At 71.1% G+C, this 24,137-nt stretch carries 23 protein-coding genes and 3 tRNA genes; 7 read left to right on the plus strand and 19 right to left on the minus strand.

The features are described 5' to 3' along the window. Position 1 precedes the first annotated feature (1 nt). The 7 genes from AB0I42_RS11645 to AB0I42_RS11675 all read right to left on the minus strand — a co-directional run bounded on the left by AB0I42_RS11645 (position 2) and on the right by AB0I42_RS11675 (position 4,682). A complete protein-coding gene (locus AB0I42_RS11645; protein ID WP_357536472.1) occupies positions 2-454 on the minus strand; it encodes a MaoC family dehydratase N-terminal domain-containing protein in 453 nt (150 codons plus the stop codon). Between the two features lie 149 nt (positions 455-603). Then, on the minus strand, positions 604-771 hold the full coding sequence (gene rpmG, locus AB0I42_RS11650) for a 50S ribosomal protein L33 (protein ID WP_203860687.1): 168 nt from the start codon (positions 769-771) through the stop codon (positions 604-606). A 128-nt stretch (positions 772-899) separates the two neighbouring features. Further along, positions 900-972: transfer RNA gene (locus AB0I42_RS11655), tRNA-Met, on the minus strand. 28 nt (positions 973-1,000) lie between these two features. After that, a tRNA-Thr gene (locus AB0I42_RS11660) sits at positions 1,001-1,073 on the minus strand. A 114-nt stretch (positions 1,074-1,187) separates the two neighbouring features. After that, on the minus strand, positions 1,188-3,746 hold the full coding sequence (locus AB0I42_RS11665; RefSeq protein WP_357536474.1) for a bifunctional diguanylate cyclase/phosphodiesterase: 2,559 nt from the start codon (positions 3,744-3,746) through the stop codon (positions 1,188-1,190). Between the two features lie 45 nt (positions 3,747-3,791). Further along, on the minus strand, positions 3,792-3,989 hold the full coding sequence (locus tag AB0I42_RS11670; RefSeq protein WP_357536476.1) for a hypothetical protein: 198 nt from the start codon (positions 3,987-3,989) through the stop codon (positions 3,792-3,794). Between the two features lie 612 nt (positions 3,990-4,601). Then, positions 4,602-4,682, minus strand: a tRNA-Tyr gene (locus AB0I42_RS11675). Between the two features lie 145 nt (positions 4,683-4,827). Between AB0I42_RS11675 and AB0I42_RS11680 the strand changes: the two genes are divergently transcribed. Next, entirely contained in the window at positions 4,828-5,322 is a 495-nt protein-coding gene (locus AB0I42_RS11680) for a YajQ family cyclic di-GMP-binding protein (protein WP_357536479.1), read from the plus strand. A gap of 66 nt (positions 5,323-5,388) precedes the next feature. On the opposite strand, the gene AB0I42_RS11685 is transcribed toward AB0I42_RS11680, so the two are convergent. The 10 genes from AB0I42_RS11685 to AB0I42_RS11730 form a co-directional block, all read right to left on the minus strand. Continuing rightward, positions 5,389-6,660, minus strand: coding sequence for an MFS transporter (locus tag AB0I42_RS11685; RefSeq protein WP_357536481.1), 1,272 nt, complete (start codon positions 6,658-6,660; stop codon positions 5,389-5,391). Between the two features lie 96 nt (positions 6,661-6,756). Then, the gene (htpX, locus tag AB0I42_RS11690; RefSeq protein WP_357536482.1) at positions 6,757-7,638 is read right to left on the minus strand and encodes a zinc metalloprotease HtpX; all 882 of its coding nucleotides are present in this window, start codon (positions 7,636-7,638) and stop codon (positions 6,757-6,759) included. A 107-nt stretch (positions 7,639-7,745) separates the two neighbouring features. After that, positions 7,746-9,212 (minus strand): proton-conducting transporter membrane subunit, encoded by a 1,467-nt coding sequence (locus tag AB0I42_RS11695; protein ID WP_357536485.1) that lies wholly within the window; start codon positions 9,210-9,212, stop codon positions 7,746-7,748. Between the two features lie 111 nt (positions 9,213-9,323). Beyond that, complete coding sequence (locus AB0I42_RS11700; protein ID WP_357536487.1) at positions 9,324-10,850, minus strand: NADH-quinone oxidoreductase subunit M; 1,527 nt, start codon at positions 10,848-10,850, stop codon at positions 9,324-9,326. After that, a complete protein-coding gene (locus AB0I42_RS11705) occupies positions 10,850-12,736 on the minus strand; it encodes an NADH-quinone oxidoreductase subunit L (protein WP_357536793.1) in 1,887 nt (628 codons plus the stop codon). Before AB0I42_RS11705 ends, AB0I42_RS11700 begins: the two co-directional genes overlap by 1 nt. Continuing rightward, positions 12,733-13,110, minus strand: coding sequence for an NADH-quinone oxidoreductase subunit NuoK (gene nuoK, locus AB0I42_RS11710; RefSeq protein ID WP_357536794.1), 378 nt, complete (start codon positions 13,108-13,110; stop codon positions 12,733-12,735). Before nuoK ends, AB0I42_RS11705 begins: the two co-directional genes overlap by 4 nt. Then, entirely contained in the window at positions 13,107-13,625 is a 519-nt protein-coding gene (locus AB0I42_RS11715) for an NADH-quinone oxidoreductase subunit J (RefSeq protein ID WP_357536489.1), read from the minus strand. The genes nuoK and AB0I42_RS11715 overlap by 4 nt, the downstream gene beginning before the upstream one ends. A gap of 13 nt (positions 13,626-13,638) precedes the next feature. After that, the gene (locus AB0I42_RS11720) at positions 13,639-14,175 is read right to left on the minus strand and encodes a 4Fe-4S binding protein (RefSeq protein ID WP_357536796.1); all 537 of its coding nucleotides are present in this window, start codon (positions 14,173-14,175) and stop codon (positions 13,639-13,641) included. A gap of 142 nt (positions 14,176-14,317) precedes the next feature. Then, a complete protein-coding gene (locus AB0I42_RS11725) occupies positions 14,318-15,277 on the minus strand; it encodes a complex I subunit 1 family protein (protein WP_357536491.1) in 960 nt (319 codons plus the stop codon). Then, complete coding sequence (locus tag AB0I42_RS11730) at positions 15,277-15,903, minus strand: NADH-quinone oxidoreductase subunit C (RefSeq protein WP_357536493.1); 627 nt, start codon at positions 15,901-15,903, stop codon at positions 15,277-15,279. The genes AB0I42_RS11725 and AB0I42_RS11730 overlap by 1 nt, the downstream gene beginning before the upstream one ends. A gap of 103 nt (positions 15,904-16,006) precedes the next feature. On the opposite strand from AB0I42_RS11730, the gene AB0I42_RS11735 reads away from it, so the two are divergent. Next, positions 16,007-17,059: a glucose 1-dehydrogenase gene (locus AB0I42_RS11735; RefSeq protein ID WP_357536495.1), complete on the plus strand. Its 1,053-nt coding sequence runs from the start codon at positions 16,007-16,009 to the stop codon at positions 17,057-17,059. Between the two features lie 49 nt (positions 17,060-17,108). Here the strand turns inward: AB0I42_RS11735 and AB0I42_RS11740 are convergent, their stop codons facing one another. Next, a complete protein-coding gene (locus AB0I42_RS11740; protein WP_357536497.1) occupies positions 17,109-18,419 on the minus strand; it encodes a DUF2252 domain-containing protein in 1,311 nt (436 codons plus the stop codon). Between the two features lie 29 nt (positions 18,420-18,448). After that, a complete protein-coding gene (locus AB0I42_RS11745) occupies positions 18,449-18,994 on the minus strand; it encodes an NADH-quinone oxidoreductase subunit B family protein (protein WP_357536499.1) in 546 nt (181 codons plus the stop codon). A gap of 152 nt (positions 18,995-19,146) precedes the next feature. Here AB0I42_RS11745 and AB0I42_RS11750 point away from each other — a divergent pair, with 152 nt between their 5' ends. The 5 genes from AB0I42_RS11750 (at position 19,147) to AB0I42_RS11770 (ending at position 24,132) form a co-directional block, all read left to right on the plus strand. Next, positions 19,147-19,713 (plus strand): SigE family RNA polymerase sigma factor, encoded by a 567-nt coding sequence (locus tag AB0I42_RS11750; protein ID WP_357536501.1) that lies wholly within the window; start codon positions 19,147-19,149, stop codon positions 19,711-19,713. Then, positions 19,706-20,932, plus strand: coding sequence for a hypothetical protein (locus AB0I42_RS11755; RefSeq protein WP_357536503.1), 1,227 nt, complete (start codon positions 19,706-19,708; stop codon positions 20,930-20,932). Before AB0I42_RS11750 ends, AB0I42_RS11755 begins: the two co-directional genes overlap by 8 nt. 161 nt (positions 20,933-21,093) lie before the next feature. Continuing rightward, entirely contained in the window at positions 21,094-21,660 is a 567-nt protein-coding gene (locus AB0I42_RS11760) for a SigE family RNA polymerase sigma factor (protein ID WP_357536505.1), read from the plus strand. Continuing rightward, the gene (locus AB0I42_RS11765; RefSeq protein ID WP_357536507.1) at positions 21,653-22,876 is read left to right on the plus strand and encodes a hypothetical protein; all 1,224 of its coding nucleotides are present in this window, start codon (positions 21,653-21,655) and stop codon (positions 22,874-22,876) included. Before AB0I42_RS11760 ends, AB0I42_RS11765 begins: the two co-directional genes overlap by 8 nt. A gap of 125 nt (positions 22,877-23,001) precedes the next feature. After that, complete coding sequence (locus AB0I42_RS11770) at positions 23,002-24,132, plus strand: hypothetical protein (RefSeq protein ID WP_357536509.1); 1,131 nt, start codon at positions 23,002-23,004, stop codon at positions 24,130-24,132. The last annotated feature ends 5 nt before the right edge of the window (positions 24,133-24,137 follow it).

Here is a 24,137-nt window from a genome sequence, read left to right on the forward strand (position 1 = left end):
CTCAGCCACCCTCCCCACGTACGACGAGCTTGGACCAGACCGACACCACCGGCTCCTCGGCGACCGTCGAGACCTCGCTACGGATGGTCAGGAAGTCGTGCCCACCCCGCGAGGTGATCTCCTCGATGGTGCTCACACAGACCAGCTCGTCACCCGCCACGATCGGGCGGGTGTAACGGAAGCGCTGGTCGCCGTGGACGACCCGGCTGTAGTCGACGCCGAGCGCCGGATCATCGACGATCTGACGGCGGCTCGACTCCATGGTGACGACCACCGGAAAGGTGGGCGGAGCGACCACGTCGGCATGCCCGAGCGCCCGGGCGGCCGCCGGATCGTGGTACGCGGCGTCGGTCGCACCGATCGCGGTGGCGAACTCACGGATCTTCTCTCGGCCCACCTGATAGGGGGCGGTCGGCGGGTACGTACGGCCGACGAACGACGGGTCCAAGGGCATGCGGCGAACCTACACGCGCAAAGCAGGATCGCCGTTTCGGGGCCGGTGTCGCTGGTCATCCCAGACTGTCCGGTCTCGAAACGGCGATCCTGACGGAAGCTGTACGGCTCCGCGGCGCCTGCCTGCGCCGGCCTACTGCCGGCGCGGGATCAGCGGGTCTCGCGGTGCAGGGTGTGCTTGCCGTCCCGGGGGCAGAACTTCTTCATCTCAATGCGGTCCGGGTCGTTGCGGCGGTTCTTGCGCGTGATGTAGTTGCGCTCCTTGCACTCCACACACGCCAAAGTGATCTTTGGACGGACGTCGGTCGCCTTGGCCACGGCGGGGTGCCTTCCTCGCTAGCGAAACAACTACGACGAGCCAGCGTAGACCTTGCCTACCTGGACACGCAAAGCGGGTGCCCGTGGCACCCGCAGATCCGGTCGCCGGAGTCATCCGGCACCGAAAGTAGCGGTGGCCGGACTTGAACCGGCGACACAACGATTATGAGCCGTTTGCTCTACCAACTGAGCTACACCGCTGTGGGCGGGTCCCAACGAGAACCCTTTGAGCCCCCTTACGGAATCGAACCGTAGACCTTCTCCTTACCATGGAGACGCTCTGCCGACTGAGCTAAGGGGGCGCACGCTATCTCCTCGAAAGGCGCGCAGGAGAAGAATACACGGCCCCCGGCGGGAGGAGAAATCAGATCCCCCGGTCCCCGGCCGGCGGACCGACCGGAGGACAAAACAGCAGGTCAGGGCACTGCCCGCAGGCGGCGTACGTCGCTGGTGAGCGACAGGTCCGACTCGGACTGGGCGCCGAACCACGCCTCCAGCCGCTCGTACGGCAGCGGCCGGCTGAAGAGGAACCCCTGCCCGATCTGGCAGCCGATGTCCTGAAGCAGCTCCAGGGTCAGCTCGCTCTCCACCCCTTCGGCCACGACGGTCAGCCCGAACTGCTGCGACAGCGTCACCACGGCGTTGACGATCGCCAGGTCCCCCGGGTCGGTCGCCATCCCCTGCACGAACGAACGGTCGACCTTGACCTCGTGGACCGGCAGCCGGCGCAGGTAGGACAGCGACGAGTAGCCGGTGCCGAAGTCGTCGACGGAGAGGCGTACCCCGATGTCGCGCAACCGGCGCAGGGTGGGCATCGGCCGGTCGGTGCCGTCCAGGACGCCGGCTTCCTTGATCTCGAAGGTCAGCAGCTCGGGCGCGACCTCGAACTCGGCCAGCAGCTCCTGGACCCGGGCCGGGAAGTACGGGTCGGTCAGCGTGCGCGCCGACAGGTTGACCGCCACCGCCAGCGGGTGATTCGGATCACTCCACTCCCGGGACCGGCGTAGCCCCTCGCGGAGCACCGACTCGGTCAACCGGCCGAGCTGCCCGGTGTGCTCGGCCACCGCCACGAAGTCCTCGGGCGAGACCGCGCCGTGCGCGGGGTGCTCCCAGCGGGCCAGGCACTCCACGCCCACCAGGCGCCGGTCGTCGTCCAGCGTCACCTTGGGCTGGAAGTAGACCTTCAACTCGTCGTTGTCGAGCGCGCGGCTCAGGTCGCCGGCGAGCCCGAGACGGCGTACGGACCGGGATTCCAGGCCGGCGTTGAACAGTTGGACGCTGCCGGGCATCGACTTGGCCGCGGTAGCGGCCAGGCCGGCCCGCTGCACGAGGGTCGCCGGATCGCTGCCATGGTCCGGATGGATCGCCACCCCGACCGCCGTGTCGACGTCGAGGGTGAGGGTGCCGAACACCATCTGGTCGTGGGTCTGCTCGCGCAGCTCGGTCGCCAGCGCGAGCGCCGCCTCGGCGCTCTCCGCCCGCAGGGTCACCACGAACTCGTCGCCACCGATCCGGCCGACGAGCGCGGCCGACGGCGACGACGACCGCAACCGGGCCGCCACCTCGACCAGCACCCGGTCACCGGCGGCGTGCCCGAGGGACTCGTTCACCTGACGTAGCGCGTCGACGTCGAACAGCAGGACCGCCACCACCTCGTCGGGAGCGCAGACCTGTACGGCCTCCTCCAGCGCGCCGAGGACCCGCCGACGGTTCGGCAGGGCGGTGAGCCCGTCGTGGTAGGCGTCGTACCGCAGCCGGTCGACCAGCCGGGAGTTCTCCAGCGCGACGGCGGCGTGCGCGGCGATCGTCTCGAAGATCGGCACGTCGCCGGGCAGGAAGTGGCTGGTCTCGCCGAGCCGGTTGACCACCTCCAGCGAGCCGATCACGGCCTGGCCGGACCGCAACGGTACGACGATGACGTCCTTGACGCCGTCTGCCTCCCGCAGGCCGGCCCGCAGTTCCTCGTCGCCGCCGAGCCGGCTGCCGACCGCCACCGTCTTCTTCGCCTTGATCGCCCGGGCCCGGGCAACCGCCGGCGTACGCGCCAGGTCGAGCAGGCCCGGATCGTCGACCCGGGCGGTCAGCAGCACCTCGGGGTGCCGCCCCTGCGCCGGCAGCCACAGCGTCGCGTATTCGGCCTGCATGAGGACGCGTACCCGGCCCAGCAGCGAGTCGGCGAGCGTTCCGTCCTGACCGCTCTCGCTCATCGCCCGGGTGAGGTCGTACATGTCGGCGAGGGTGCGGTGCTGGCGGAAGAACTGGGCGTACGAGCGGTAGACCAGCCCGAGCGCGCCGGTCAGCACGATGACCAGCACGATCGCCCACCAGGTGGTTTCCAAGGCGATGAGGACGACCAGCCCGAGCGACACGTTGATCGCCGCGGTGATCAGGGTCGGCGCGGCGGTGCGGGCGACCTCCAGCCCGGCCGGCGACCCCTGGACCACCGTGATGACCCCGATCACGGCCGCGAGCCCGACCAGGGTGTGGGTGCTCACGGCGGCGAACAGGATTCCCCAGGTGCCCGGTCCGACCCCCTCGATCGGCGGGAAGGCGTAGAGCACGAGGCCGGCCAGTGAGGTGCTGGCGGCCTCCTTGGCCACGTTGAACCAGAGCTTCGTCGGACTGACCCGGCGTCTGATCTGGGTGACGAAGGCCGCGATGGTGGCGATCACCACGACCGTCAGCGGCCGGAAGTAGAACAGGGCCAGGACGAAGGAGATCTCGGTCAGCGTGAGAACGAACGCCTGGCGGCGAATCACGAAATGGAGATTCGGGATCGCCACCGCCACCATGACGGCGAGCAGTAGGAGGGAAAGGAACAGTTCGGTGCCGGAATCCCGGGCGACTCGACCCGCCTCCTGGTCGTCGATCAGCCCGAGGGCTGTCGACATCACCACAGCGAGAAGCGCCAGCGGCCCCGTGATCAACCAGGCGTGGTCAGGGGAACGCCGGGGTGACGGCTGGGGCCTTGGCATCCGGCTCCTTCGCCACTCGCGCCGGAGTGTCCGCGCGGACGCGGATTACGGTGCGATGGTGAGACTCTGAGGCGTAGCGGGGCTGTCGACGACGACCGTGTCGGTGACCTTCGCCCAGTCGTAGCCGGCCCAGTCGTAGCCGGCCTGGGGCCTGTTGATGAGTTGGGCACCGACGATGCCACCGACGAGCGCGACGAGCGCCAAGCCCGAGCCGATCCGGCGGCCCGACCATTTTGCACGCATCTGCTGCTCCTATCGAAAAGGCCAAGGAAGGTGAAGGTTCCATGATGGTGCCACAGCCTGGTGAACCGGCAAAGCCGTTGCGCGGTGTCAACCGAACAGTGCGCCGAACTTTAACCGTTCGGCAGCACGGATGACCCGCCCGGACGCAACGTACGAGGTCCGCCGCCCGTCAGCGATCATTCGTGGTTCGTCCAATAAGACCTCTCAGTCAAACCTCTGCCGGTCTGACAAACGACATCTTTCGGATTTTAGTCCCTGTCGAACCTTCGTGCCGGTTTTCGCCGATCGCCGAAGCGGGCGACCAACGAGCCGGGGCAATCCAGGGCTCGCGGACGCAGCCCTCGGAGAATTTCGATACTCACCTATGTAACATGGCGCAGCTCTTCCGCCCAGGGTCTCCGGCCCCTAGCCGAGCCACCCGCTCGGCGACTACGGACCGACCGACTCCCCGACTCCCCGGCGGCGGACGACACGGGCGAGCCGACTGGCACGGTGACACCGGAGCGGGCGACCCCGGTGGCCGCCTTCGTCGCCCGACGAACCGGCGACCATCCCCAACGGAAACAGCCCCGGTCCAGCTCTGCTGGACCGGGGCCGTGTCACCTGCTCCTGTGGCGGGTAGAGGATTCGAACCTCTGTAGCTTTCGCGACGGATTTACAGTCCGCTCCCATTGGCCGCTCGGGCAACCCGCCTGGGCGTGCCGCCGTGTTTCATGCGGCAGCGGAAGCAAGGATAGCGGTACCACCCGACCCCAACGCAACCGGGTACGGTCGGCATGTCGCAGCACCGACGAACAGCCCAAAACACCTTCATATCGCCAGACGCAGGAGCATGATCATGGCAGCGAACCCGTCGTTCGACATCGTCAGCAAGGTCGACCGGCAGGAGATCGACAACGCCCTCCGACAGGCCGAGAAAGAGCTCTCCACACGCTTCGACTTCCGGGGCACCGGCGCGGAGATCAACTGGGCCGGTGAGGAGGCGATCAGTCTCCAGGCCGAGACGGAGGAGCGGGTCAAGGCCGCCCTCGACGTCTTCAAGGACAAGCTGGTGAAGCGCAACATCTCGCTCAAGGCGCTGGACGCCGGCGACCCGCGGGCATCCGGTAAGACCTACCGGATCGACGCGAAGGTCATCCAGGGCATCGACTCCGACAAGGCGAAGGCGATCAGCAAGAAGATCCGCGAGGAGGGCCCGAAGGGCGTGCAGGCGCAGATCCAGGGCGACCAACTCCGGGTCACCGGCAAGAAGAAGGACGACCTCCAGGCCGTCATCAACCTGCTCAAGGCCGAGGACTTCGGCGTCGCGCTCCAGTTCACCAACTACCGGTAGCGCCGTACGACCGCCGCCGCCCGCCTGGCCGGAGGGCCGGCCGGGCGGCGGTTCGCATGACCGGGATCAGACCGGGTCGGTCGCCAGCGTCTGCTCCAGCCGGGCGACCGCGAGCGCGTCGGCACGGGCGATCGAGCCGGCCGGCAGGGCCGCGACGAGGGCGGCGAACGCGACCGCCGTACCGGCGAAGACGAACGCCCACGGCACTCCCCCGCGCTGGTCGACGATCAGGCCGGCCACGGAGCCGCCGACCGCGCTCGCCGCGACCGCGGTCGTGACGACCCAGGTGTACGCCTCGTTGAGCATGCTCCCGGGCGAGATCCGGCCGACCATCGTGTTCTCCAGGGTGAGCGCCGGTGCGATCACCGCGCCACCGATGACGAGCGCGATCCCCAGTGCGATCGGGTCGGGCATGACGGCGAACACCAGGAAGCTGGCGGCGACCGCGGCGAGCAGCCAGGCGAACTGGCGGGCCATCCGTCGCGCCGGTCGCCGGGTGCCGAACCAGATGCCGCCGGCGGCACTGCCGACGCCCCAGACGGCCAGCAGCACGCCGGCGAGGCTCTCCGCGTCACCGGCACTGTGCGAGGTGGCGTACGCCGGCACGGTGACCCCGGCGGCGCCGAACGCGATGCCCAGCCCGCCGACGCAGAGCAGCAGGGCCGGGAAGCCGGTGAGCCGCAGCGGGCCGAGCCCACGGGCGTGGCCGTCGGCCGGGTGCGGCCGCCAGCCGCGCATAGCCCGGCCGAGCGCGACGGTGATGGTGCCGACCAGCGTCACCACGGCCGCCCCGACCAGCGCGGTGGCGGCGTCGGCGAACAGCACGAAGGCGGCCACCAGGAGCGGGCCGAGCACGAAGACCACCTCGAAGAGGGAGGTTTCGGCGGCCAGCGCCGTGTTGCGCAGGTGGTAGCGGCCGGAGGCGGGCTCGGTGTGGTCGTTCCAGGCACCGCGGATGGCGGCGCTCAGCGGCGGGTACGTCGCACCGGCCAGCGCCGCGGCGATATAGATGGCGGTCAGCGCGTCGGCGCCGAAGCCGCTGGCGATCAGCAGGCCGACCAGGGCCAGCGGGTGGGCGACGGCGGTGACCAGCAGCACCGGGGTCGGGCCGACCCGGTCGGCGATCCGCCCGGCGATCGGGCTCAACGCGGCCCCGGCGAGGGCGTAGATCCCGCCGGCGACCGCGGCGAGCGCGTAGCTGCCGGTGACTCTCTCGACGACCAGGAGGAGGGCGAGCGGGGTGATGCCGATCCCGAGCCGGGCCAGCACCCCCGCGGTCAGCAGCAGGGGCGCACCCGGAATCCGCCACACTTCCACGTACTGACGCAACGCGGCCACAGCCGTCTACCCCCTCCGTGACGTAACGAGCGAAAGCCCCCGCGACCCTAACGTGAGGGCCGCGGGGGCGGGAGGAGATTACCGGTGATCGCCGTCTCAGCGTTGGTAACGCACCGGGCCGGCGGACTGGGCCGCCATCCGCTCCAGCCGGCTCACCCGCTCGCTCATCGGCGGGTGGGTCGAGAACAGCCCGGCCAGGCCGCCACCACGCAGCGGGTTGTCGATCATCAGGTGGGCGGTGCTGGCGAGCTGGCCCTGCGCCGGCAGCGGAATCTGCTGCGTACCAGCGTGGATCTTGCGTAGTGCGCTGGCCAGCGCGAGCGGGTCGCCGGTCAGGCGGGCGCCGGACGCGTCGGCCTGGTATTCGCGGTTCCGGCTGATCGCGAGCTGGATCACCGTCGCGGCCAGCGGGCCCAGGATCAGCATCATCAGCAGGACCGCCGGGTTCGGCGAGTCCTCGTCGTTGCCGCCGAGCGGCAGGAACAACGCCAGGTTGGCCAGCGTGGTGATGATGCCGGCCAGACCGGCGGCGACGCTGGAGATCAGGATGTCCCGGTTGTAGACGTGGGACAGTTCGTGGCCGATGACTCCGCGCAGCTCCCGGTAGTCGAGGATCTGTGTGATGCCGTGGGTGACGGCGACGGCGGCGTTGCGCGGGTTACGGCCGGTGGCGAAAGCGTTGGGCTGGGCGGTCGGGCTCATGTAGAGGCGCGGCATCGGCTGGCCGGCCTCGGTCGAAAGCTCCCGGACCATCTGGTAGAGGGCCGGGAACTCCGCCTCGCTGACCGGGCGGGCACGCATCGCACGCAACGCCAGCTTGTCCGACCAGAAGTAGGTGCCGGCGTTCATGGCGAGCGAGACGACCACGGCGATGACCAGACCGGAACTCCCGCCGAACCAGTAGCCGACGCCCAGGATCATCGCGGTGAGCAGGCCCAGAAGAGCGGCTGTCTTGAGTCCGTTGCGGTGGTTGTGCACGATCACTCCTTCGGTGCACGGGTCTCGTGGACCCGCTGACCGGTACAACACCGAACTACCCAGCAACCATCCTGGTTATCACTGTGAGTTACCTGAAAGTAGGTTGGTCAGAGCTGGACGGCGTCCAGGACCGTCTGCGGGGCGAACCCGACGACCACGGCGACCGCGGTCGCGCCCGCCAGCGCGAGCCCGACCGTCCAGGGCACCCGCCGGGCGGTTCCGGCCGCCTCACCGGCGGCGTAGAGGGTGCCGCAGACGCGCAGGTAGTAGGCGAGCCCGACCACCGCGTTGAGTGCCACCACGACGGCCAGCCAGCCGGCGCCGCCGTCGAGCAGCGAGCGGACCACGACCACCTTGGCGAACAGACCGGCCAGGCCGGGCGGCAGCCCGGCGAGCCCGACCAGGGCCAACACGAACGCGGCGGCAACCACCGGGTGCCGCCGCCCGGCCCCCCGGTAGGCGGCGATCTCGCCGCCGTCGGCGTCCGGCGGACGCAGCGCCACCACCGACGCGAAGGCGGCGAGTTCGAGGACGACGAAGAAGACCGCGTACGCGACGGTCGCGGCGACAGCCACCGACAGCGCGTCAGCGTCGCGCCCGGCGATGGCAGCGGCCGCCCCGAGCGGAGCCAGGATGTAGCCGGCCTGGGCCACCGACGACCACGCCAGCAGCCGCACCATCCGGGTCTGCCGCAACGCGACGAGGTTACCGACAGTCATCGTCAGTACAGCGAGCACGGCCAGCGCCGGGCCGCTGACGGCCAGCCAGGGCCCGAGGCCGTCGACGACGACCGCGATCACGGCGACGACCCCGCCGAGCTTCGACGCGGTGGACAGGTAGGCGGCGACCGGCAGCGGTGCCCCGTCGTAGGTGGCCGGTGCCCAGGCGTGCAGTGGCACGGCCGCCACCTTGAACGCCAGGCCGGCAAGCAGCAGGACGACCGCCACCCGGCCCAGCCGGCCCTCGGCGCCCGAATCGAGCGCCGGGGCGGCGGCGAGCGTGGCCAGGTGCAGCGTGCCGCGTACGGCGTAGAGCAGCGCCGCCCCCAGCAGGGTGACCGCCGTCGCCACGACACTGACCAGGAAGAAGGTCATGGCCGCCTCGGCGCTGGCGACGGTCCGGCGGCGCAGGCCGACCAGGATGTAGAGCGGGATGGTGAGGGTCTCCAGCGCCACGATCAGCGTGATCAGATCGCCGGCCGCGCCGAGGACGACACCGCCGGTCATCGAGCAGGCCAGCAGGAAGCAGTACTCCCCCGCCGGCACCGCCCCGGCCCGCAGCAGCGGCCCGGACAGCAGGAGCACGCCCAGCGTGAGCACCGCGAAGACGGTGGCGACGAGCGCCCCCCGGCTGGTGGCGAGCCAGGAGCAGCCGTCGATGGTGCAGAACGTCTCCCGGTCGGCACCCCGACCGACCAGCACCGCACCGACCGCCGTACCGGCGGCACCGATCATGGCGACCGCGAGCGTCGGGCCGCGCCGGCCGACGAGCAGGTCGGCCAGCAGCACGAGTACGGCGGTGCCGGCCGCGAGGTATGCGGGCAGCAGCGCGACGTGGTCGATGGTCTGGGTCATGTCGCCCCTTCGATCGCGACTGCGGGGCTCCGCTGCGCTGCACTCCTCGCGCTCACGAACCCCACCTTCCGTTCGCGACTGCGGGGCTCCGCTGCGCTGCACTCCTCGCGCTCACCGACCGAGCACCCCCGTCAACGCCTCCACCGGGGCGCCGGCAAAGCCGATCACCAGGGCGGGTACCAGGCCGACGGCCAGCGCCAGGACGATCAGCGGGGACCAGGCGACCAGCTCACCCGCCCCGAACCGGCTGGCCGGAGCGGCGGCGACGACCGGACTGGCCGGGCCGTGGGTGAGCCGGCGCAGCAGCCGCAGGAAGTAGGCGGCGGTCAGCGCGCCGCCGACCGCCGCGACCACCGCCAGCGTCGTCCACAGCGGGCCGCCCCGTTGCAGCGCCGCGACCACCGCGAACGCCTCGCCCCAGAAACCGGCCAGCCCGGGAAGGCCGAGCGACGCGACGGCGGCGAACGCAAACAGGCCGGACAACGCCGGCATCCGCTCCCGCAGACCACCCAACTCGGTCAGGCTGCCGGTGTGCAGCCGGTCCTTGATCGCGCCGGCCAGGAAGAAGAGCAGCCCGGTGATGACGCCGTGCGCGACGTTGCCGATCAGCGCCGCCTCGATACCGGTCGCGGTCAGGGTCGCCACGCCCAGCAGCACGAAGCCCATGTGGCCGACGCTGGAATAGGCGATGAGCCGCTTCAGGTCGGTCTGCCGCAGACACACCAGCGAACCGACGACGACCGCGGCCACGGCGAGGACGCCGAGCACCGGTGCCGCCCACCGGGCGCCCTCCGGCGCGACCCCGACCGCGACCCGGATGATGCCGTACGTGCCCATCTTGAGCAGGACCCCGGCGAGGATCACGCTGCCGACGGTCGGTGCCTGGGTGTGCGCGTCGGGCAGCCACGTGTGCAGCGGCCACAGCGGACTCTTCACCGCGAACGCGACCGCGAGCAGCACGAACGCGGCGAGCTGGGTGGTCCGCGACAGGTTGCCCCCGCCGGTGAGCGCCACGATGTCGGCGGTGCCGGCGGCGGAGACGACGGTGACCACCCCGACCAGCAGCAGCACCGAGCCGAAGAGCGTGTAGAGGACGAACTTGCGGGCCGCCCGGCGCCGGTCCTCGCCGCCCCAGCCGGCGATGACCACGAACATCGGCAGCAGTACGACCTCGAAGAAGACGAAGAAGAGGACCAGGTCGAGGGCGAGGAAGGTGCCGACGATCCCGACCTCGATCACCAGCAGCAGCGCGACCAGGTATCCGCCGGGTCCGCCGGCCGGGACGTGCCGGATCGAGTACACGCAGCAGAGCAGCGTCAGCAGCGTGGTGAGGACGACCAGCGGGTAGGAGATCCCGTCCACCCCGAGATGGAACCGCAGGTCGAGCCCGGGTACCCAGGTGAGGTCCAGTTCGTGCCAGGGCAGGATGCCCGGGCCGGCCGTCGCCGCCTGGTACCGGAACCATCCCCGGTCGCCGGTCCCGTAGAGCGACAGGCTGACCAGGAAGGCGATCGCGGCCACGACGGTGGCGACGATCCGGGCCGCCCGGTCGGCGCGCCGGGTGAGCCCGGCGACGGCTACGGCACCTACGGCGGGTATGGCGAGGACCGCAACCAGCATCACCTGACCGGTCGTCATCACAGCACTCCCAGGGTCGCGGCGGCCACGGCGACGAGCAGCGCGCCGACCAGGACCGCGGAGGCGGCCCGGGGCAACCCGGCCCGGTGCAGCACCGCCAGGCCCCGGCCGAGTGCCACGGTCGCCCGCCCGGTGCCCGTGACGGTGCCGTCGACCGCGGTCTCGTCCGTACGGCGGGCGGCCCGGGCCAGTGCGACGACCGGCCGTACGACCACGGCCCGCTGGAGCGCGTCCAGCCCGAACGCGGCGGCGAACACCCGCCGGGCCGGGCCGAGCGCGGTCGCGGGATCGGCGGTTGTGTCCCGCCGCCACAGCAGCCACGCGCCGACCCCGCCGACCAGCAGCGCGGCCAGCGGCAGCGCCACCTCGGGGCCGAGGTGCATGAGGTTGGTGTGGGCCGGCAGCAGGTCGGACGGGTGTTCGGCGGTCGCCGGTGGCAGCAGCCGGCCGGCGAGCCAGTCGGTGTATCCGGCCAGCCCCAGCAGCGCGCTCGGCACCACCAGCAGCAGGACCGGACCGGCCATCGCGGCCGGCGGTTCGTGGGCGGTCCGGGCCCCCGCCGAGCGGGGTGCGCCGAAGAACGTACGCAGCCACAGCCGGGTGGCGTACCAGACGGTGATCGCCACGGTCACCAGCCCCACGGCGTAGACCAGTGGCGGCAGCCAGCCCGCCCCGGCGGACGAGGCGGCGTGCAGGACCGCCTCCTTGCTCCAGAACCCGGCCAGCGGGGGCAGCCCGACCAGGGCGGCCAGCCCGACCGTCATCGACCAGAAGGTCGCCGGCATACGGCGCCGCAGCCCGCCCATCTCGCCCATCGAGTTGCTGCCGACGGCGTGGATCACCGAGCCGGCGGCGAGGAACAGCAGTGCCTTGAAGGCGGCGTGGGTGAGCAGGTGGAACAGGGCCGCGCCGGTCGCGCCGACCGCGAGCGCGCCGGCCATGTAGCCGATCTGCGACACCGTCGACCAGGCGAGGACCCGTTTGATGTCGTCCTGCGCGGTCGCGGCGAGGCCGCCGAGCACGATGGTGACCACGGCGAGCACGCCGAGCACCAGCAGCGCCGGATCACCGGCGGCGAAGACCGGGTCGAGGCGGGTCACCACGTAGATCCCGGCGGCCACCATCGTCGCCGCGTGGATCAGCGCCGAGATCGGCGTCGGGCCGGCCATCGCGTCCGGCAGCCAGGTGTGCAGCGGGAAGAGGGCGCTCTTGCCGGCCACGCCGGCGAGCAGCAGCAGCGCGGCGGCGGTCAGCGTGCCGCCGCCGACCTCGCCCGAGCCGACCGCGGCCAGCACGTCGGAGATCCGGAAACTGCCGGCGGCGATGCCCAGCAACGCGATGCCGAGCAGGAACCCGACGTCGCCGACCCGGGTCACCAGGAACGCCTTGACCGCGGCGGCGGGCGCCGCCGGCAGCCGGCGGTCGTGGCCGATCAGCAGGTAGGAGCAGATGCCCATCACCTCCCAGCCGACCAGCAGCAGGATGAGGTCACCGGCGACGACCACGATCAGCATCGCGGCCGTGAAGAGGCTGACCTGGGCCGCGTACGGGGCGTAGCGGCTGTCGTCGCGCAGGTAGCCGACCGAATAGATCTGCACCGCCAGCGCGACCACGGTCACCGCCAACGCGACCAGGGCCGCGGCGCCGTCGAGGCGGATGCCCAGGGTGACGGTGAGCCCGCCGAACTCGACCCAGCGGGTGCTCGCCTCGACCGGGCCGTCGACGGTCACGGCGAGGCCGACCGCCACCAGCAGCGCCAGCGCCGACCCGCCGATGCCGAGCGCGGCGGCGGCCGTACGCGCCCCGCGGGGCAGCAGCAGGCCGACGGCGGCCGCCAGCAGCGGGGCCAGCGGCAGCAGTGGGCCGAGCGTCTCCGGCGCCATCAGGACACCGCCGCCCGGCCCGGGTCGGCGAGCGCCGTCGAGCCCTTGTCGGCGGCCGGGGTGAGGCCCGGTGCGGTGTCGAGGCGTACGTCGTCGACCGAGACGGTGGCCCGCAGCCGGTAGAGCTGCAACACGATCGCCAGGCCGACACCGATCTCGGCGGCGGCGATCACGATGATGAACAGCGCGAAGGTCTGGCCGGTGTGCGGCAGCGCGGCCCGCACGGTGGTGTCGGCGGTGATCAGGAGCAGGTTGACCGCGTTGAGCATCAACTCGACCGCCATCAGCACCAGGATCGCGTTGCGGCGGCGCAGTACGCCGTAGACACCGATGCCGAAGAGCAGGGCGGCCACGACGTACGGGATGACAGGTCTCACCGGCGCTCCTCCCCGCCCCGGGCGCCGATGTCGTGCCGGGAGATGACGATGGCACCGACCAGTGCGGACAGCAGGAGCACCGACAGCAGCTCGAACGGCAGCACCCACGAGCCGAAGATCCCGGCGCCCAGCCGCTCGGCGGTGCCCGGCTCCGGCAGTTCCACCACCGACCAGCGGAAGGCGTCGACGAGCAGGGCCGACAGGCCGAGGCCGGTCCCGGCGCCGATCAGCACGGCCGGCCAGCCGGGGCGGTCGAGGTCGTCGGAGGCGCCGATCGGGGCCCGGGTCAGCATCACGGCGAACAGCAGCAGCACCACGACCGCGCCAACGTAGATCAGCACCTGTACCCAGGCGACGAGTTCGGCGGTCAGCACGAGGTAGAGGCCGGCGACCGCGCCGAGGCACACCACGAGGTAGAGACCGGCGCGGACCAGGTGCCGGGTGGTCACCACCAGCAGCCCGGCGCCCACCGCCACCAGCCCGAGCGCGATCAGCAACACATCCGCCCCGGTCATGTGCAGGGCCCGGTCATGACGGATCGGCGGTGCCGGTGGGCCGCTGTGGACGTACCCGGGGGGTGGCCGGACCGCCCGCGGCCCGGCCGGGCGCGGGGCCACCGGCGGCCTTGCGGGCCGCGGTGGCCTCCTCTTTGGAGGGTTCGCCGTTCGGGTCGTGGGCCGGCGGCGGGGGGACGGTGGCCATCCACTCGCCGAGGTGGTCCTTGTCGTGCAGGAGATCCCGGATGTCGTATTCGGCGTATTCGAACTCCGGCGACCAGTAGAGGGCGTCGAAGGGGCAGACCTCGACGCAGATCCCGCAGTACATGCACAGCGAGAAGTCGATGTCGAACCGGTCGAGGACGTTGCGCTGCCGGGCCCGGGCCGCCCCCGGCACCACGACCTCCTCCTTGTGCGAGTCGATGTAGATGCACCAGTCCGGACACTCCCGGGCGCAGAGCATGCAGACCGTGCAGTTCTCCTCGAGCAGGGCGATCACACCCCGGCTGCGGGGCGGTAGGTCCGGCTCGACGTCTGGATACTGCTGGGTGCCGGCCCGGCGGGTCATCGTCTTGAGCGTGACCGCGAGCCCCTTGGCCAGTCCCTCACCGGGCACGCTCACGGCGTCACCCCGCTCATGCCGCCACCTCGCTGTGCATGGCCCACATCCTCCCCCTTCGTCCCGCCGTACGCGAGCACCCCGGGCCGCCTCAGAGGGCGACCCGGACCGCGGCGGTCAGCACCAGTTGGCCCAGCGCGACCGGCACCAGCACCAGCCAGCACAGCCGTTGCAACTGGTCTTCGCGCAGGCGGGGATAACTGACCCGCACCCAGATGATCACGAATGACACCGCGAAGACCTTGACCAGGGTCCACAGCCAACCGAGCTGGTCGTCGAACGGGCCCTGCCATCCGCCGAGGAACAGCACGGTGGTCAGCGCGGCGATGACCACGATGCCGACGTATTCGGCGAGCAGGAAGAACGCGAACCGCAGCCCGGTGTATTCGGTCAGGTAGCCGAAGACCAGCTCGGAATCGGCGATCGGCATGTCGAACGGCGGCCGGCGGATCTCCGCCAGCCCGGCCACGAAGAAGACGAACAGCGCCGGTGCCTGCCACAGCAGCCACCACGGCCGCCACGCCTCGACGATGCCGGGCAGCGACAGCGTGCCGGCCGCCATCGCCACGCTGGCCGCGGCCAGCACCAGCGGGAGCTCGTAGCCGAGCAGTTGCGCGGCGCCGCGCAGCCCGCCGAGCAGGCTGTATTTGTTGGCCGACGCCCACGCCGACATCAGCACCGCGACCACCCCGATGCCGACGACGGCCAGCACGAAGAAGAGTCCGATGTCGAGCGGCTGGGCGACCAGGTCGTCGGGGCCGAGCGGGATGACCAGCAGCACCAGCAGGTAGGGCACCAGTGCCACGACCGGTGCGAGCCGGAACACCGGCCCGTCGGCCGCGCGCGGCGTGACGTCCTCCTTCTGCACGAACTTGACCCCGTCGGCGACGAGCTGCGCCCAGCCGTGGAAGCCGCCGGCGTACATCGGGCCGAGCCGGCCCTGCATGTGCGCCATCACCTTGTGCTCGACCTGGCCGACGATCAGCGGCAGGGCGAGGAAGGCGACGACCACACCGACGATCCGGATGGCCAGCTCCACCCACAGCGGCATCAGGAGTCCCCGTCCGGGTCGGTCGCCGAGGGCTGCCGCCGGTTGGGCCCCCACTCGGCCGGATCGGGCACGCCGGGCGGCCGCACCGGTGCCCGCCGGCCCCCGCCGGCCTCGGACTCGCCGGGCTCCTTCGCCCCCGGCCACGCCTTGGCGACCCGCGCGGCGAGCACGAACTCCTTGCGGAGCGGATGCCCCTCGAACTCCGGGGGCAGCAGCAGGGGCGCGAGATCGGGATGGCCGGTGAAGCCGATGCCGAACATCTCGTGCGTCTCCCGCTCGTGCCACGCCGCGCCCGGGAAGAGATCCACGACGGACCGCGCGGCGGCCGCGTCGCGGGGCAGCCGGGTCCGCAGCAGTACGCCGTGCCTGTGGTCGGTCGACCACAGGTGCACGACCAGGGTGAAGCCGTCGGGCAGCTCGTCGACGGCCGACAGCCAGTCGAAGAAGTCGAGGGCCAGTTCGGTGTCGTCGCGGGCCGACCGGACGGCCGCGTGCCAGTCTTCCGGCGGCACGTCGACGGTGGCCCGGGCGTGGGGTCCGCCACCGGACACGCTGACCGCGACGTCGCCGATGCCGGCGGCCCCGCACACCGCGGCCAGCCGCGCACCGACCTCTTCGGGCGTCATGCCCGCGATCCTATGGTGGTCGGGCGCCGCCGCGAAGCCCTGAGCTGCCGGGCCGGTGGCGTTTCCGGTGTGCCGCGGCCCGGGCCGGGCGACAATGGCGTCCGTGTACGCAGTCACCGTGATACCCGGCACAGCGGACTCGCTCCGGCTGGTCGACAACTACCCGGAGCCATCCCCGCAGGAGGGCCCGGTCCTGGTCGAGACGCTGTCGGTCGGGGTCTGCGGCACCGACCGGGAGATCATCGACGGTGCGTTCGGCGAGGCCCCGCCGGGCAGCGACACCCTCGTCCTCGGCCACGAGTCGCTGGGCCGGGTGATCGAGGACCCGACCGGGCAACTGCGCCCCGGTGACCCGATCGCCGGGATCGTGCGCCATCCCGACCCGGTGCCGTGCCCGAACTGTGCCGCCCGGGAGTGGGACATGTGCCGCAACGGGCTCTACACCGAACACGGGATCAAGGCCCGGCAGGGGTTCGCCCGGCAGCGGTGGCGGACCCAGCCCGAGTTCGCCGTACCGCTCGCGCCGGGCCTCGCCGAGGTCGGGGTGCTGCTCGAACCGGCGAGCGTGGTGGCCAAGGGATGGGAGCACGTCGACCGGATCGGTGCCCGGTCGGTGTGGCGGCCACGCCGGGTGCTGGTCACCGGCGCCGGCCCCATCGGTCTGCTCGCCGCGCTGCTCGGCCAGCAACGCGGGCTGGAGGTGCACGTACTCGACCGGGCCGAGGTGGGGCACAAGCCGGAGCTGGTCGACCGGCTCGGCGCGACGTACCACGCCGGACCGGTCATGGCGCTGGACTTCGAACCGGACATCGTGCTCGAGTGCACCGGCGCGCCGACCGTCGTCATCGACGTGATGGACAAGGTGGGCCGCAACGGCATCGTGTGCCTCACCGGCGTGTCCACCGGCGGGCGGACCATCGAGATCGACGCGGGTGCGCTGAACCACTCGCTGGTCCTGGAGAACAACGTCGTCTTCGGCTCGGTGAACGCCAACCGCCGGCACTGGTTGCAGGCCGCGGAGGCGCTGGCCCGGGCCGACGTCGGCTGGCTCGCCGGGCTGATCACCCGCCGCGAGGACCTCGACCACTACGCCGAGGCGTACGAGGGGCAACCGGACGACATCAAGGTCGTGCTGGAGTTTCCCGCCGCCCGTTGACCCACCGCGACCCGTGCCGGCCCGGGCGGCCGGCACGGGTCGCGCGCGTTCAGAGTCCCGGGAACCGGCCGTTGCGGAAGAGGTCGACGAAGATCTGGTGGTCCTCGCGGGCCCTCAGGCCGTACGAGTGGGCGAACTCGACCAGGTGCGGGACGAACGCGACCTCGTCCTTGTCGACCGCGGCGACGATCGCCTCCTCGGTCGAGTAGTCGACCAGGTCGTGGCTGGACTCGTCGTCGGCCACCGAGTGCATCCGGGCGACCGCCCGGCCGAGGTCGGCGACCACCGCGGCCAGGTCTTCCGGTTCGTTGACGTCGGCCCAGTCGAGGTCGGCCGCGTACGGCGACACCTCGGCGACGAGCTGCCCGACGCCGCCCAGCTCGGTGAACCCGACCCACGGGTCGGCGTGCGCCTGCAGCGCCCGCTGCGACTCGGCCGTCCGGTGGCCCTGGTGGCGGAAGTAGCCACGGACCCGTTCGTCGTCGATGTGGCGGGCCACGGCCGGCACCTGGGCCTGCTTCATGTAGATGATGACGTCGTTCTCCAGCGCCTGCGTGCTGCCCTCCAGCAGCAGGTTGTAGGACGGCAGGCCGGCCGAGCCGATGCCCACCCCCTTGCGCAGCACGATGTCCTTGATGTGGGTGGCGACCGGGCGCAGCGTGGCGCCGGCCGCCGGCAGCGTGCCGAGGTAGCGGTGGTACGCGTCGGCGACCTGCTCCCAGGTCTCGTCGTCGATCTCGAAGACGCCGTCGCCGATGGAGAACCGCCGCTCGAAGTTGTCGATCGTGGTCTGCTCGCGCAGCAGGTCGACGCGGGTGTTCAGCCGGGCCTGCTGGAGCACCGTACGCAGCACCCCGTCGGCGTTCGCCAGCGTGATCGAGCCGATCGCGTCGTCGCCGCCGGTGGCGATCGCCCGCAGTTCGGTCAGGTAGGAGGTGGCGAACCGGGTCACCAGATCGGTGATCACGTCGTCGGACAGCGCCTTGGCGTAGCCGATCAGCGCCACGCTCGCCACGAACCGCTTCAGGTCCCAGGAGAACGGACCGACGTACGCCTCGTCGAAGTCGTTGACGTTGAAGACCAGCTCACCGGAGCTGTTCATGTAGGTGCCGAAGTTCTCGGCGTGCAGGTCGCCGTGGATCCACACCCGGCTGGTCCGCCCGTCGAGGAAGCGGTCGTCGGCGAAGTCGCCGGTCAGGTCGGCGTAGAAGACGGACGCGCTGCCCCGGTAGAACGCGAACGGCGAGGCGGCCATCTTGCGGAACTTGCGCCGGAACGCGGCCGGGTCGAGAGCGATCAGCTCCCCGAACTCGGCGATCAGCACCTCGACGAGGCGTTCGGCGCGTTGCTCAGTCGTCATGCCCGGCAGGCTAGCCGCCGGGAGCCAGCCTAGGTGGCCGGCGGACGTACGGGGGCCGCGGTGAGCGCGGCGGTGTCGGCGGGCGACGCGAGCGGGTCGGGCCGGGACACGCCGCCGGGCCCGGACTGCTCGGCGGCGATCTTCTCCTGCAGACGCAGGATGCCGTGCAGCAGCGCCTCCGGCCGGGGCGGGCAGCCCGGCACGTAGACGTCGACCGGGATGATCTGGTCGACCCCCTTGGTCACCGAGTACGAGTCCCAGTACGGCCCACCGCAGTTGGAGCAGGCGCCGAACGAGATGACGTACTTCGGCTCCGGCATCTGGTCGTAGAGACGCTTGATCGCCGGGGCCATCTTGTCGGTGACGGTGCCCGAGACCACCATCAGATCGGCCTGGCGCGGCCCGTGCGCGAACGGGATCACCCCGAGCCGCATGAAGTCGTGCCGGGACATGCTGGCCGCGATGAACTCGATCGCGCAGCAGGCGAGCCCGAAGTTGAAGACCCAGAGCGAGTATCGGCGGCCCCAGTTCAGCACGAACCGGATCGGCTCACCCAGCACCGCGGGCAGTTGCACGTCGCCCCCTCTCGGCTACGCCGGCTCCTCGGTCGGCCACCCGACAGTGAACCACAGTCCACCGGCACCGGACGTGCGCAACCTTCGCCTCCGACGGGACGTGTTACCAGCAATCTGGGACACGCGCCCAAAGGGCCACGGGGGAGGACAAAGTGACGGTGACGATAGATCCGCGCCTCGACGAGCCGCCAGGCGAACCGGACCGAGCCGAACCAGCGGCAGCCGAGACCGACGCGATCGGGTTCGACGAGTTCTACCACGCCCACTACCGAGCACTGACCGTGCAGATGTACGCCTACACCAACGACCTCGGCCAAGCCCAGGAACTCGTACAGGAGGCGTTCTGCCGGGCATTCGCCCGCTGGGACAAGGTCATCCGGTACGACGACCCACTCGCCTGGGTACGCCGGGTCGCCTGGAACCTCGCCACCAGCCGGTGGCGCCGACTACGCACCGCACAGGCGTTCCTGCGCCGGCAACGCACCGAAGACCACGTACCCGAGCCCAGCCCGGACCGGGTCGTACTTGCCGCCGCCCTCGCCCAACTACCACCAAAACACCGCCGGGCCATCCTTCTCCACTACCTCGCCGACCTCACCATCGCCGAGATAGCCCACCAGGAAGGAGTCGCCGACGGAACGGTCAAATCCTGGCTGCACCGCGGCCGCACCGCCCTCGCCACCCAGCTCGCCGAGCGTAAGGAGGAGAACCATGGCTGACCACGACAACCTTGACCTCGACCACCAGTTCGCCGCCTTCCGCAATGAGATCTTCCACCAGGTCCTGCCGGCCGGGCCGACCGCTGTACGCAGCGCCGTACGCCGGCACCGGCGACGCGTCGCCGTCACCACCGGCGCAGCCCTGGCCCTGGTCCTCGTCGCCGGCCCGATCGCCGGCTACGCGGCGCTCAACCCGGAGTCGGCCCCCCGCCCCGAGCCTGGGGTCAGCGTCAGCCCGACCGAGCCCTCGACGCCCCTGCCCCTGACGCCGACCCCGACCCCGACACCGTCCGATTCGGCCAGTCCGAGCAGTGCGCCGAACGGCCGGATCAGCCGTGCCGAGCTACTCAAGTCCAAGATCGACCTGCCGCCCTGGCAGCGGGATTTCGGCTGCAAGACCTCCCAGGCGCGGCTTGTGGACCACTATCAGACCCGGCCGGCGAACCTGCTCCGCGAGGTCGCCTACGGCGACATCGACCAGGACGGGGCGACGGAGACGCTGGCGATCGTGCAGTGCATGGTCAACCAGGGCGGGCCGGTCCAGGTGATCGCCCTCGACCGGGACGCCCGCGGCCGGATCACCACGGTGGGCCGGGTGGTCCGCACCGGGACAGGAGGCATCGACGACGTGCTCAAGCTCGATCCACGGGCCGACGGCTCGATCCGGATCGAGGTCAGCGACTACAAGCTCTGCTGCGGCCAGCGTGCGGAGTGGCTCCAGCGGCAGTGGCGAACCTACGCGCTCGTCGGTGCCGAGTTCGTCCAGACCGGCGGCCCGGCCTCGTTCGGTCCACACCCGTCCTCCACCGACCTGCGTCTGATGAGCGTCAGCGACGTGACGTTCGAGGAACGCCCCGACGACCCGGTGAGGAGGTACGGGTCGATCACCGTGACGATCCGCAACGCGGGACCGACCGCCGCGAACGTGCGGCTGGATCTCCAATGGGGCACCGCGCCCTCCGGGCCGGTGATCGTGATGGCCAACGGCGACGGCTGGTCGGCCTGCACCGAACGCTACGCACATCCCGGCCTCTCCCCGAAGGAGTCGCCGAGCTGCGGGTTCCGGCTCGGCGTCGGTCAACAGCGGACCCTCGTTCTCGGGCTGACGAACGGCAGGACGCTGGTGAACAGCGGCGTCGCGACGGCGAGCATCTATGCGACCAACGCTCCGATCGACCGGGCACTCGACGACAACGAGAAGAAGTTCAACTTCCGCTGAAGTCCATGAACGTGGCATCCGGTCCAGATCGGACGCCATTGCGGTAACGGGGGTTGACGGCCGCCGGGAAACCGGCGGCCGTCAGCGCAACCTGAACCGGCCTCGGAACGTGTAACCGGCAACCTGGGACGCGCGCCCAAAGGGCCACGGGGGAGGACAAAGTGACGGTGACGATAGATCCGCGCCTCGACGAGCCGCCAGGCGAACCGGACCGAGCCGAACCAGCGGCAGCCGAGACCGACGCGATCGGGTTCGACGAGTTCTACCACGCCCACTACCGAGCACTGACCGTGCAGATGTACGCCTACACCAACGACCTCGGCCAAGCCCAGGAACTCGTACAAGAGGCGTTCTGCCGCGCATTCGCCCGCTGGGACAAGGTCATCCGGTACGACGACCCACTCGCCTGGGTACGCCGGGTCGCCTGGAACCTCGCCACCAGCCGGTGGCGCCGACTACGCACCGCACAGGCGTTCCTGCGCCGGCAACGCACCGAAGACCACGTACCCGAGCCCAGCCCGGACCGGGTCGTACTTGCCGCCGCCCTCGCCCAACTACCACCAAAACACCGCCGGGCCATCCTCCTGCACTACCTCGCCGACCTCACCATCTCCGAGATAGCCCACCAGGAAGGAGTCGCCGACGGAACGGTCAAATCCTGGCTGCACCGCGGCCGCACCGCCCTCGCCACCCAGCTCGCCGAGCGTAAGGAGGAGAACCATGGCTGACCACGACGACCTTGACCTGGAACGTGAGTTCGCTGCCTTCCGCAACGAAGTCCTCCCCCGGGTGACGGCGGCGGGCCCGACCGCCGTACGCGCCAGGGTGCGGCAGCACCGACGCCGCGTCGCCGTCACCACCGGCTCCGTGCTGGCCCTGCTCCTGGTCGCGGGCCCGATAGCGGGCTACGCCACCCTCAAACGGGACTCGGCGCCCAAGCCCGAACCCGCGGTCACCGTCGACCCGACCGCTCCGCCCACGACCCTGCCCGGCCCGTCGCCCAGCCCATCGGCCTCGACCTCGACCTCGGCCTCGGTCAGCCCGAGCGCCGGCGTACCGGACGGGCGGATCAGCCGGGCGGACCTGCTCGCCGCCCGGGTCGACCTGCCGCCCTGGCCCGGCGGCTCCTGCCGGACGAACCAGGCACGGCTGGCCGAGGGCAACCCGCGCCCGCCGACCGCCGCGCTGCGCGACATCCGGTACGGCGACGTCGACCGCGACGGGGCACAGGAGACACTGGTGATCCTGCGCTGCAACGACGGCCAACCCGGGCCGGAACAGGTGGTCGCATTCGACCGGGACGCCGCTGGCCGGATCGTCACGATGGGACAGGTCGCGGCCACCGGCCAGCGGGGCATCGAACACATTCCAGGCATCAACCCGCATCCGGACGGCAGGATCCTGGTGCTGGTGTCCGACCACCGGGACTGCTGCGGCTACATACCTGGCCTGATCCAGAACCAGTGGCGAACCTACGAGTTCAACGGCACCGGATTCGTCCAGACCGCCGGCGAGACCGAGTTCGGACCGAACCCGCTTCTCACCGACCTGCAGGTCACCGCGACCGATGTGCAGTTCACCGAGCAGCCGGGCGACATGATGCGGCACGGCACGGTCACCGTGACGGTCCGCAACGCCGGACCGGCCATCGCGAACGGCGTCCGCCTCCGCTTCGACTGGGACACCGGGGTGACCCTGTTCGCGGAGGGCGGTGGCTGGTCGACCTGCACCGGCCGCGGTGACCCGGTCGGCATCACTCCGGCGGAGAATCCGGTCTGCGAGTTCGGCCTGCTGCGGCCCGGCCAGCAGCGGACCTTCGTCCTGGGCATCAGCTACAACAAGGACTGGGCGGCGGCCGGCACCGGCACCGCCGTGGTCGAGCGGACCAACGAACTGCCCGACCGCAATCCGGCCGACAACCAGGCCCCATTCGCCTACCGCTGACGGCACGCCGAGCGCGGTCCGGCCGGGCACCGTCCGGCCGGACACCATCCCACGGCAGCTGGGCCGTTTCAGCAGGCCGACAGAGGTCGCGGGAAGACGGTACGAGACAGTAAGGGAGGAAGGACATGGCAGCCATCGACATCGCCCTCGACCACGAACCCACCCCCCGTCACCAGCAGGCCAGCCAGCGCTGGCGCCGGGCCACCATCGTCACCGGTACGACCCTCGCCCTGTTCCTCACGGCCGGCTGCGGCGGGTCCGCCCCGGACGCGGCGACCAGCCCCGCACCCACGATCTCGATCGCACCGACCGACTCGATCGCACCGACCACTCCCCCGCCGACGCCCTCCGCCTCGGCCAATCCGGGCGCCGGCGGGTCAGCCCCGGACGGCCGGATCAGTCGGGACCAACTCCTCAAGGCCCGGCTGGACCTGCCCCGATGGCCCGGCGACGTTTGCGCGACCTCCCAGGCGCGGCTGACGGCCAAGGGATCAGGATCGCCCTCCAACGTCCTGCTCGGAGTCGAGTACGGCGACGTCGACCGGGACGGGGCGACCGAGACACTGGTGATGCTGCGGTGCAACCTGGGCGAGCCCGGTCCGGCCCAGGTGGTCGCCCTCGACCGGAACGCCGCCGGTGGCATCGTCACCCTGGGTCGGGTCGTCGGCACCGGGGAGCGCGGCGTGCAGACCATGTTCGCGATCGATCCGCAGAAGAACGGCTCGATCCGGGTGCAGGTCGGCGACCACGGCGGATGCTGCAACTATCCAGAGGACTGGATCCAGCGGCAGTGGCGGACGTACTCGTTCGGCAACGGCCAGTTCCGCCAGACCGGTGGCCCGACGTCCTTCGGCCCGCACCCGCAAAGCGCCGACCTACGGATCAGCGTCACCGACGTGACCGTCGTCGACGGTTCGGACCCCACGACCCGGCGCGCCACCGTCAAGGTCACGATCCGTAACACCGGCCCGCGCGACGTGGACGAGGTGCACCTCAACCTCTACACGGTCGGTGGGTCGATGTTGGACGCGACAGGAACGGGCTGGTCCTCCTGCACGGGGCGCGATGGCAGGGGTGCCAAGGACCCGACCTGCGTTTTCGGCCCGCTACGCGCCGGCCAGCAGCGGACGATGGTGCTGGGCATCGGCTACCTCAAGCAGTCGGTGGGCGACACCGCGATGGCCATCGTACGGCGCGTCGACCACGCGCCCGACCGCAACGAGAACGACAACTTCACGCGGTTCAGCCTCCGCTGAATCAC

Source organism: Polymorphospora sp. NPDC050346 (assembly GCF_040655695.1).
Lineage (GTDB): Bacteria > Actinomycetota > Actinomycetes > Mycobacteriales > Micromonosporaceae > Polymorphospora > Polymorphospora lycopeni.

Bases quoted from the DNA above. Each gene is read 5' to 3' on its own strand.
- AB0I42_RS11695 (WP_357536485.1), bottom strand. From the start codon at position 9,212: ATGACCCAGACCATCGACCACGTCGCGCTGCTGCCCGCATACCTCGCG.
- AB0I42_RS11670 (WP_357536476.1), bottom strand. From the start codon at position 3,989: ATGCGTGCAAAATGGTCGGGCCGCCGGATCGGCTCGGGCTTGGCGCTC.
- AB0I42_RS11765 (WP_357536507.1), top strand. From the start codon at position 21,653: ATGGCTGACCACGACGACCTTGACCTGGAACGTGAGTTCGCTGCCTTC.
- AB0I42_RS11770 (WP_357536509.1), top strand. From the start codon at position 23,002: ATGGCAGCCATCGACATCGCCCTCGACCACGAACCCACCCCCCGTCAC.
- AB0I42_RS11725 (WP_357536491.1), bottom strand. From the start codon at position 15,277: ATGCCGCTGTGGGTGGAGCTGGCCATCCGGATCGTCGGTGTGGTCGTC.
- AB0I42_RS11680 (WP_357536479.1), top strand. From the start codon at position 4,828: ATGGCAGCGAACCCGTCGTTCGACATCGTCAGCAAGGTCGACCGGCAG.
- AB0I42_RS11730 (WP_357536493.1), bottom strand. From the start codon at position 15,903: ATGACGCCCGAAGAGGTCGGTGCGCGGCTGGCCGCGGTGTGCGGGGCC.
- AB0I42_RS11645 (WP_357536472.1), bottom strand. From the start codon at position 454: ATGCCCTTGGACCCGTCGTTCGTCGGCCGTACGTACCCGCCGACCGCC.
- AB0I42_RS11740 (WP_357536497.1), bottom strand. From the start codon at position 18,419: ATGACGACTGAGCAACGCGCCGAACGCCTCGTCGAGGTGCTGATCGCC.
- AB0I42_RS11700 (WP_357536487.1), bottom strand. From the start codon at position 10,850: ATGACGACCGGTCAGGTGATGCTGGTTGCGGTCCTCGCCATACCCGCC.
- AB0I42_RS11720 (WP_357536796.1), bottom strand. From the start codon at position 14,175: ATGACCCGCCGGGCCGGCACCCAGCAGTATCCAGACGTCGAGCCGGAC.
- AB0I42_RS11715 (WP_357536489.1), bottom strand. From the start codon at position 13,625: ATGACCGGGGCGGATGTGTTGCTGATCGCGCTCGGGCTGGTGGCGGTG.
- AB0I42_RS11755 (WP_357536503.1), top strand. From the start codon at position 19,706: ATGGCTGACCACGACAACCTTGACCTCGACCACCAGTTCGCCGCCTTC.
- AB0I42_RS11665 (WP_357536474.1), bottom strand. From the start codon at position 3,746: ATGCCAAGGCCCCAGCCGTCACCCCGGCGTTCCCCTGACCACGCCTGG.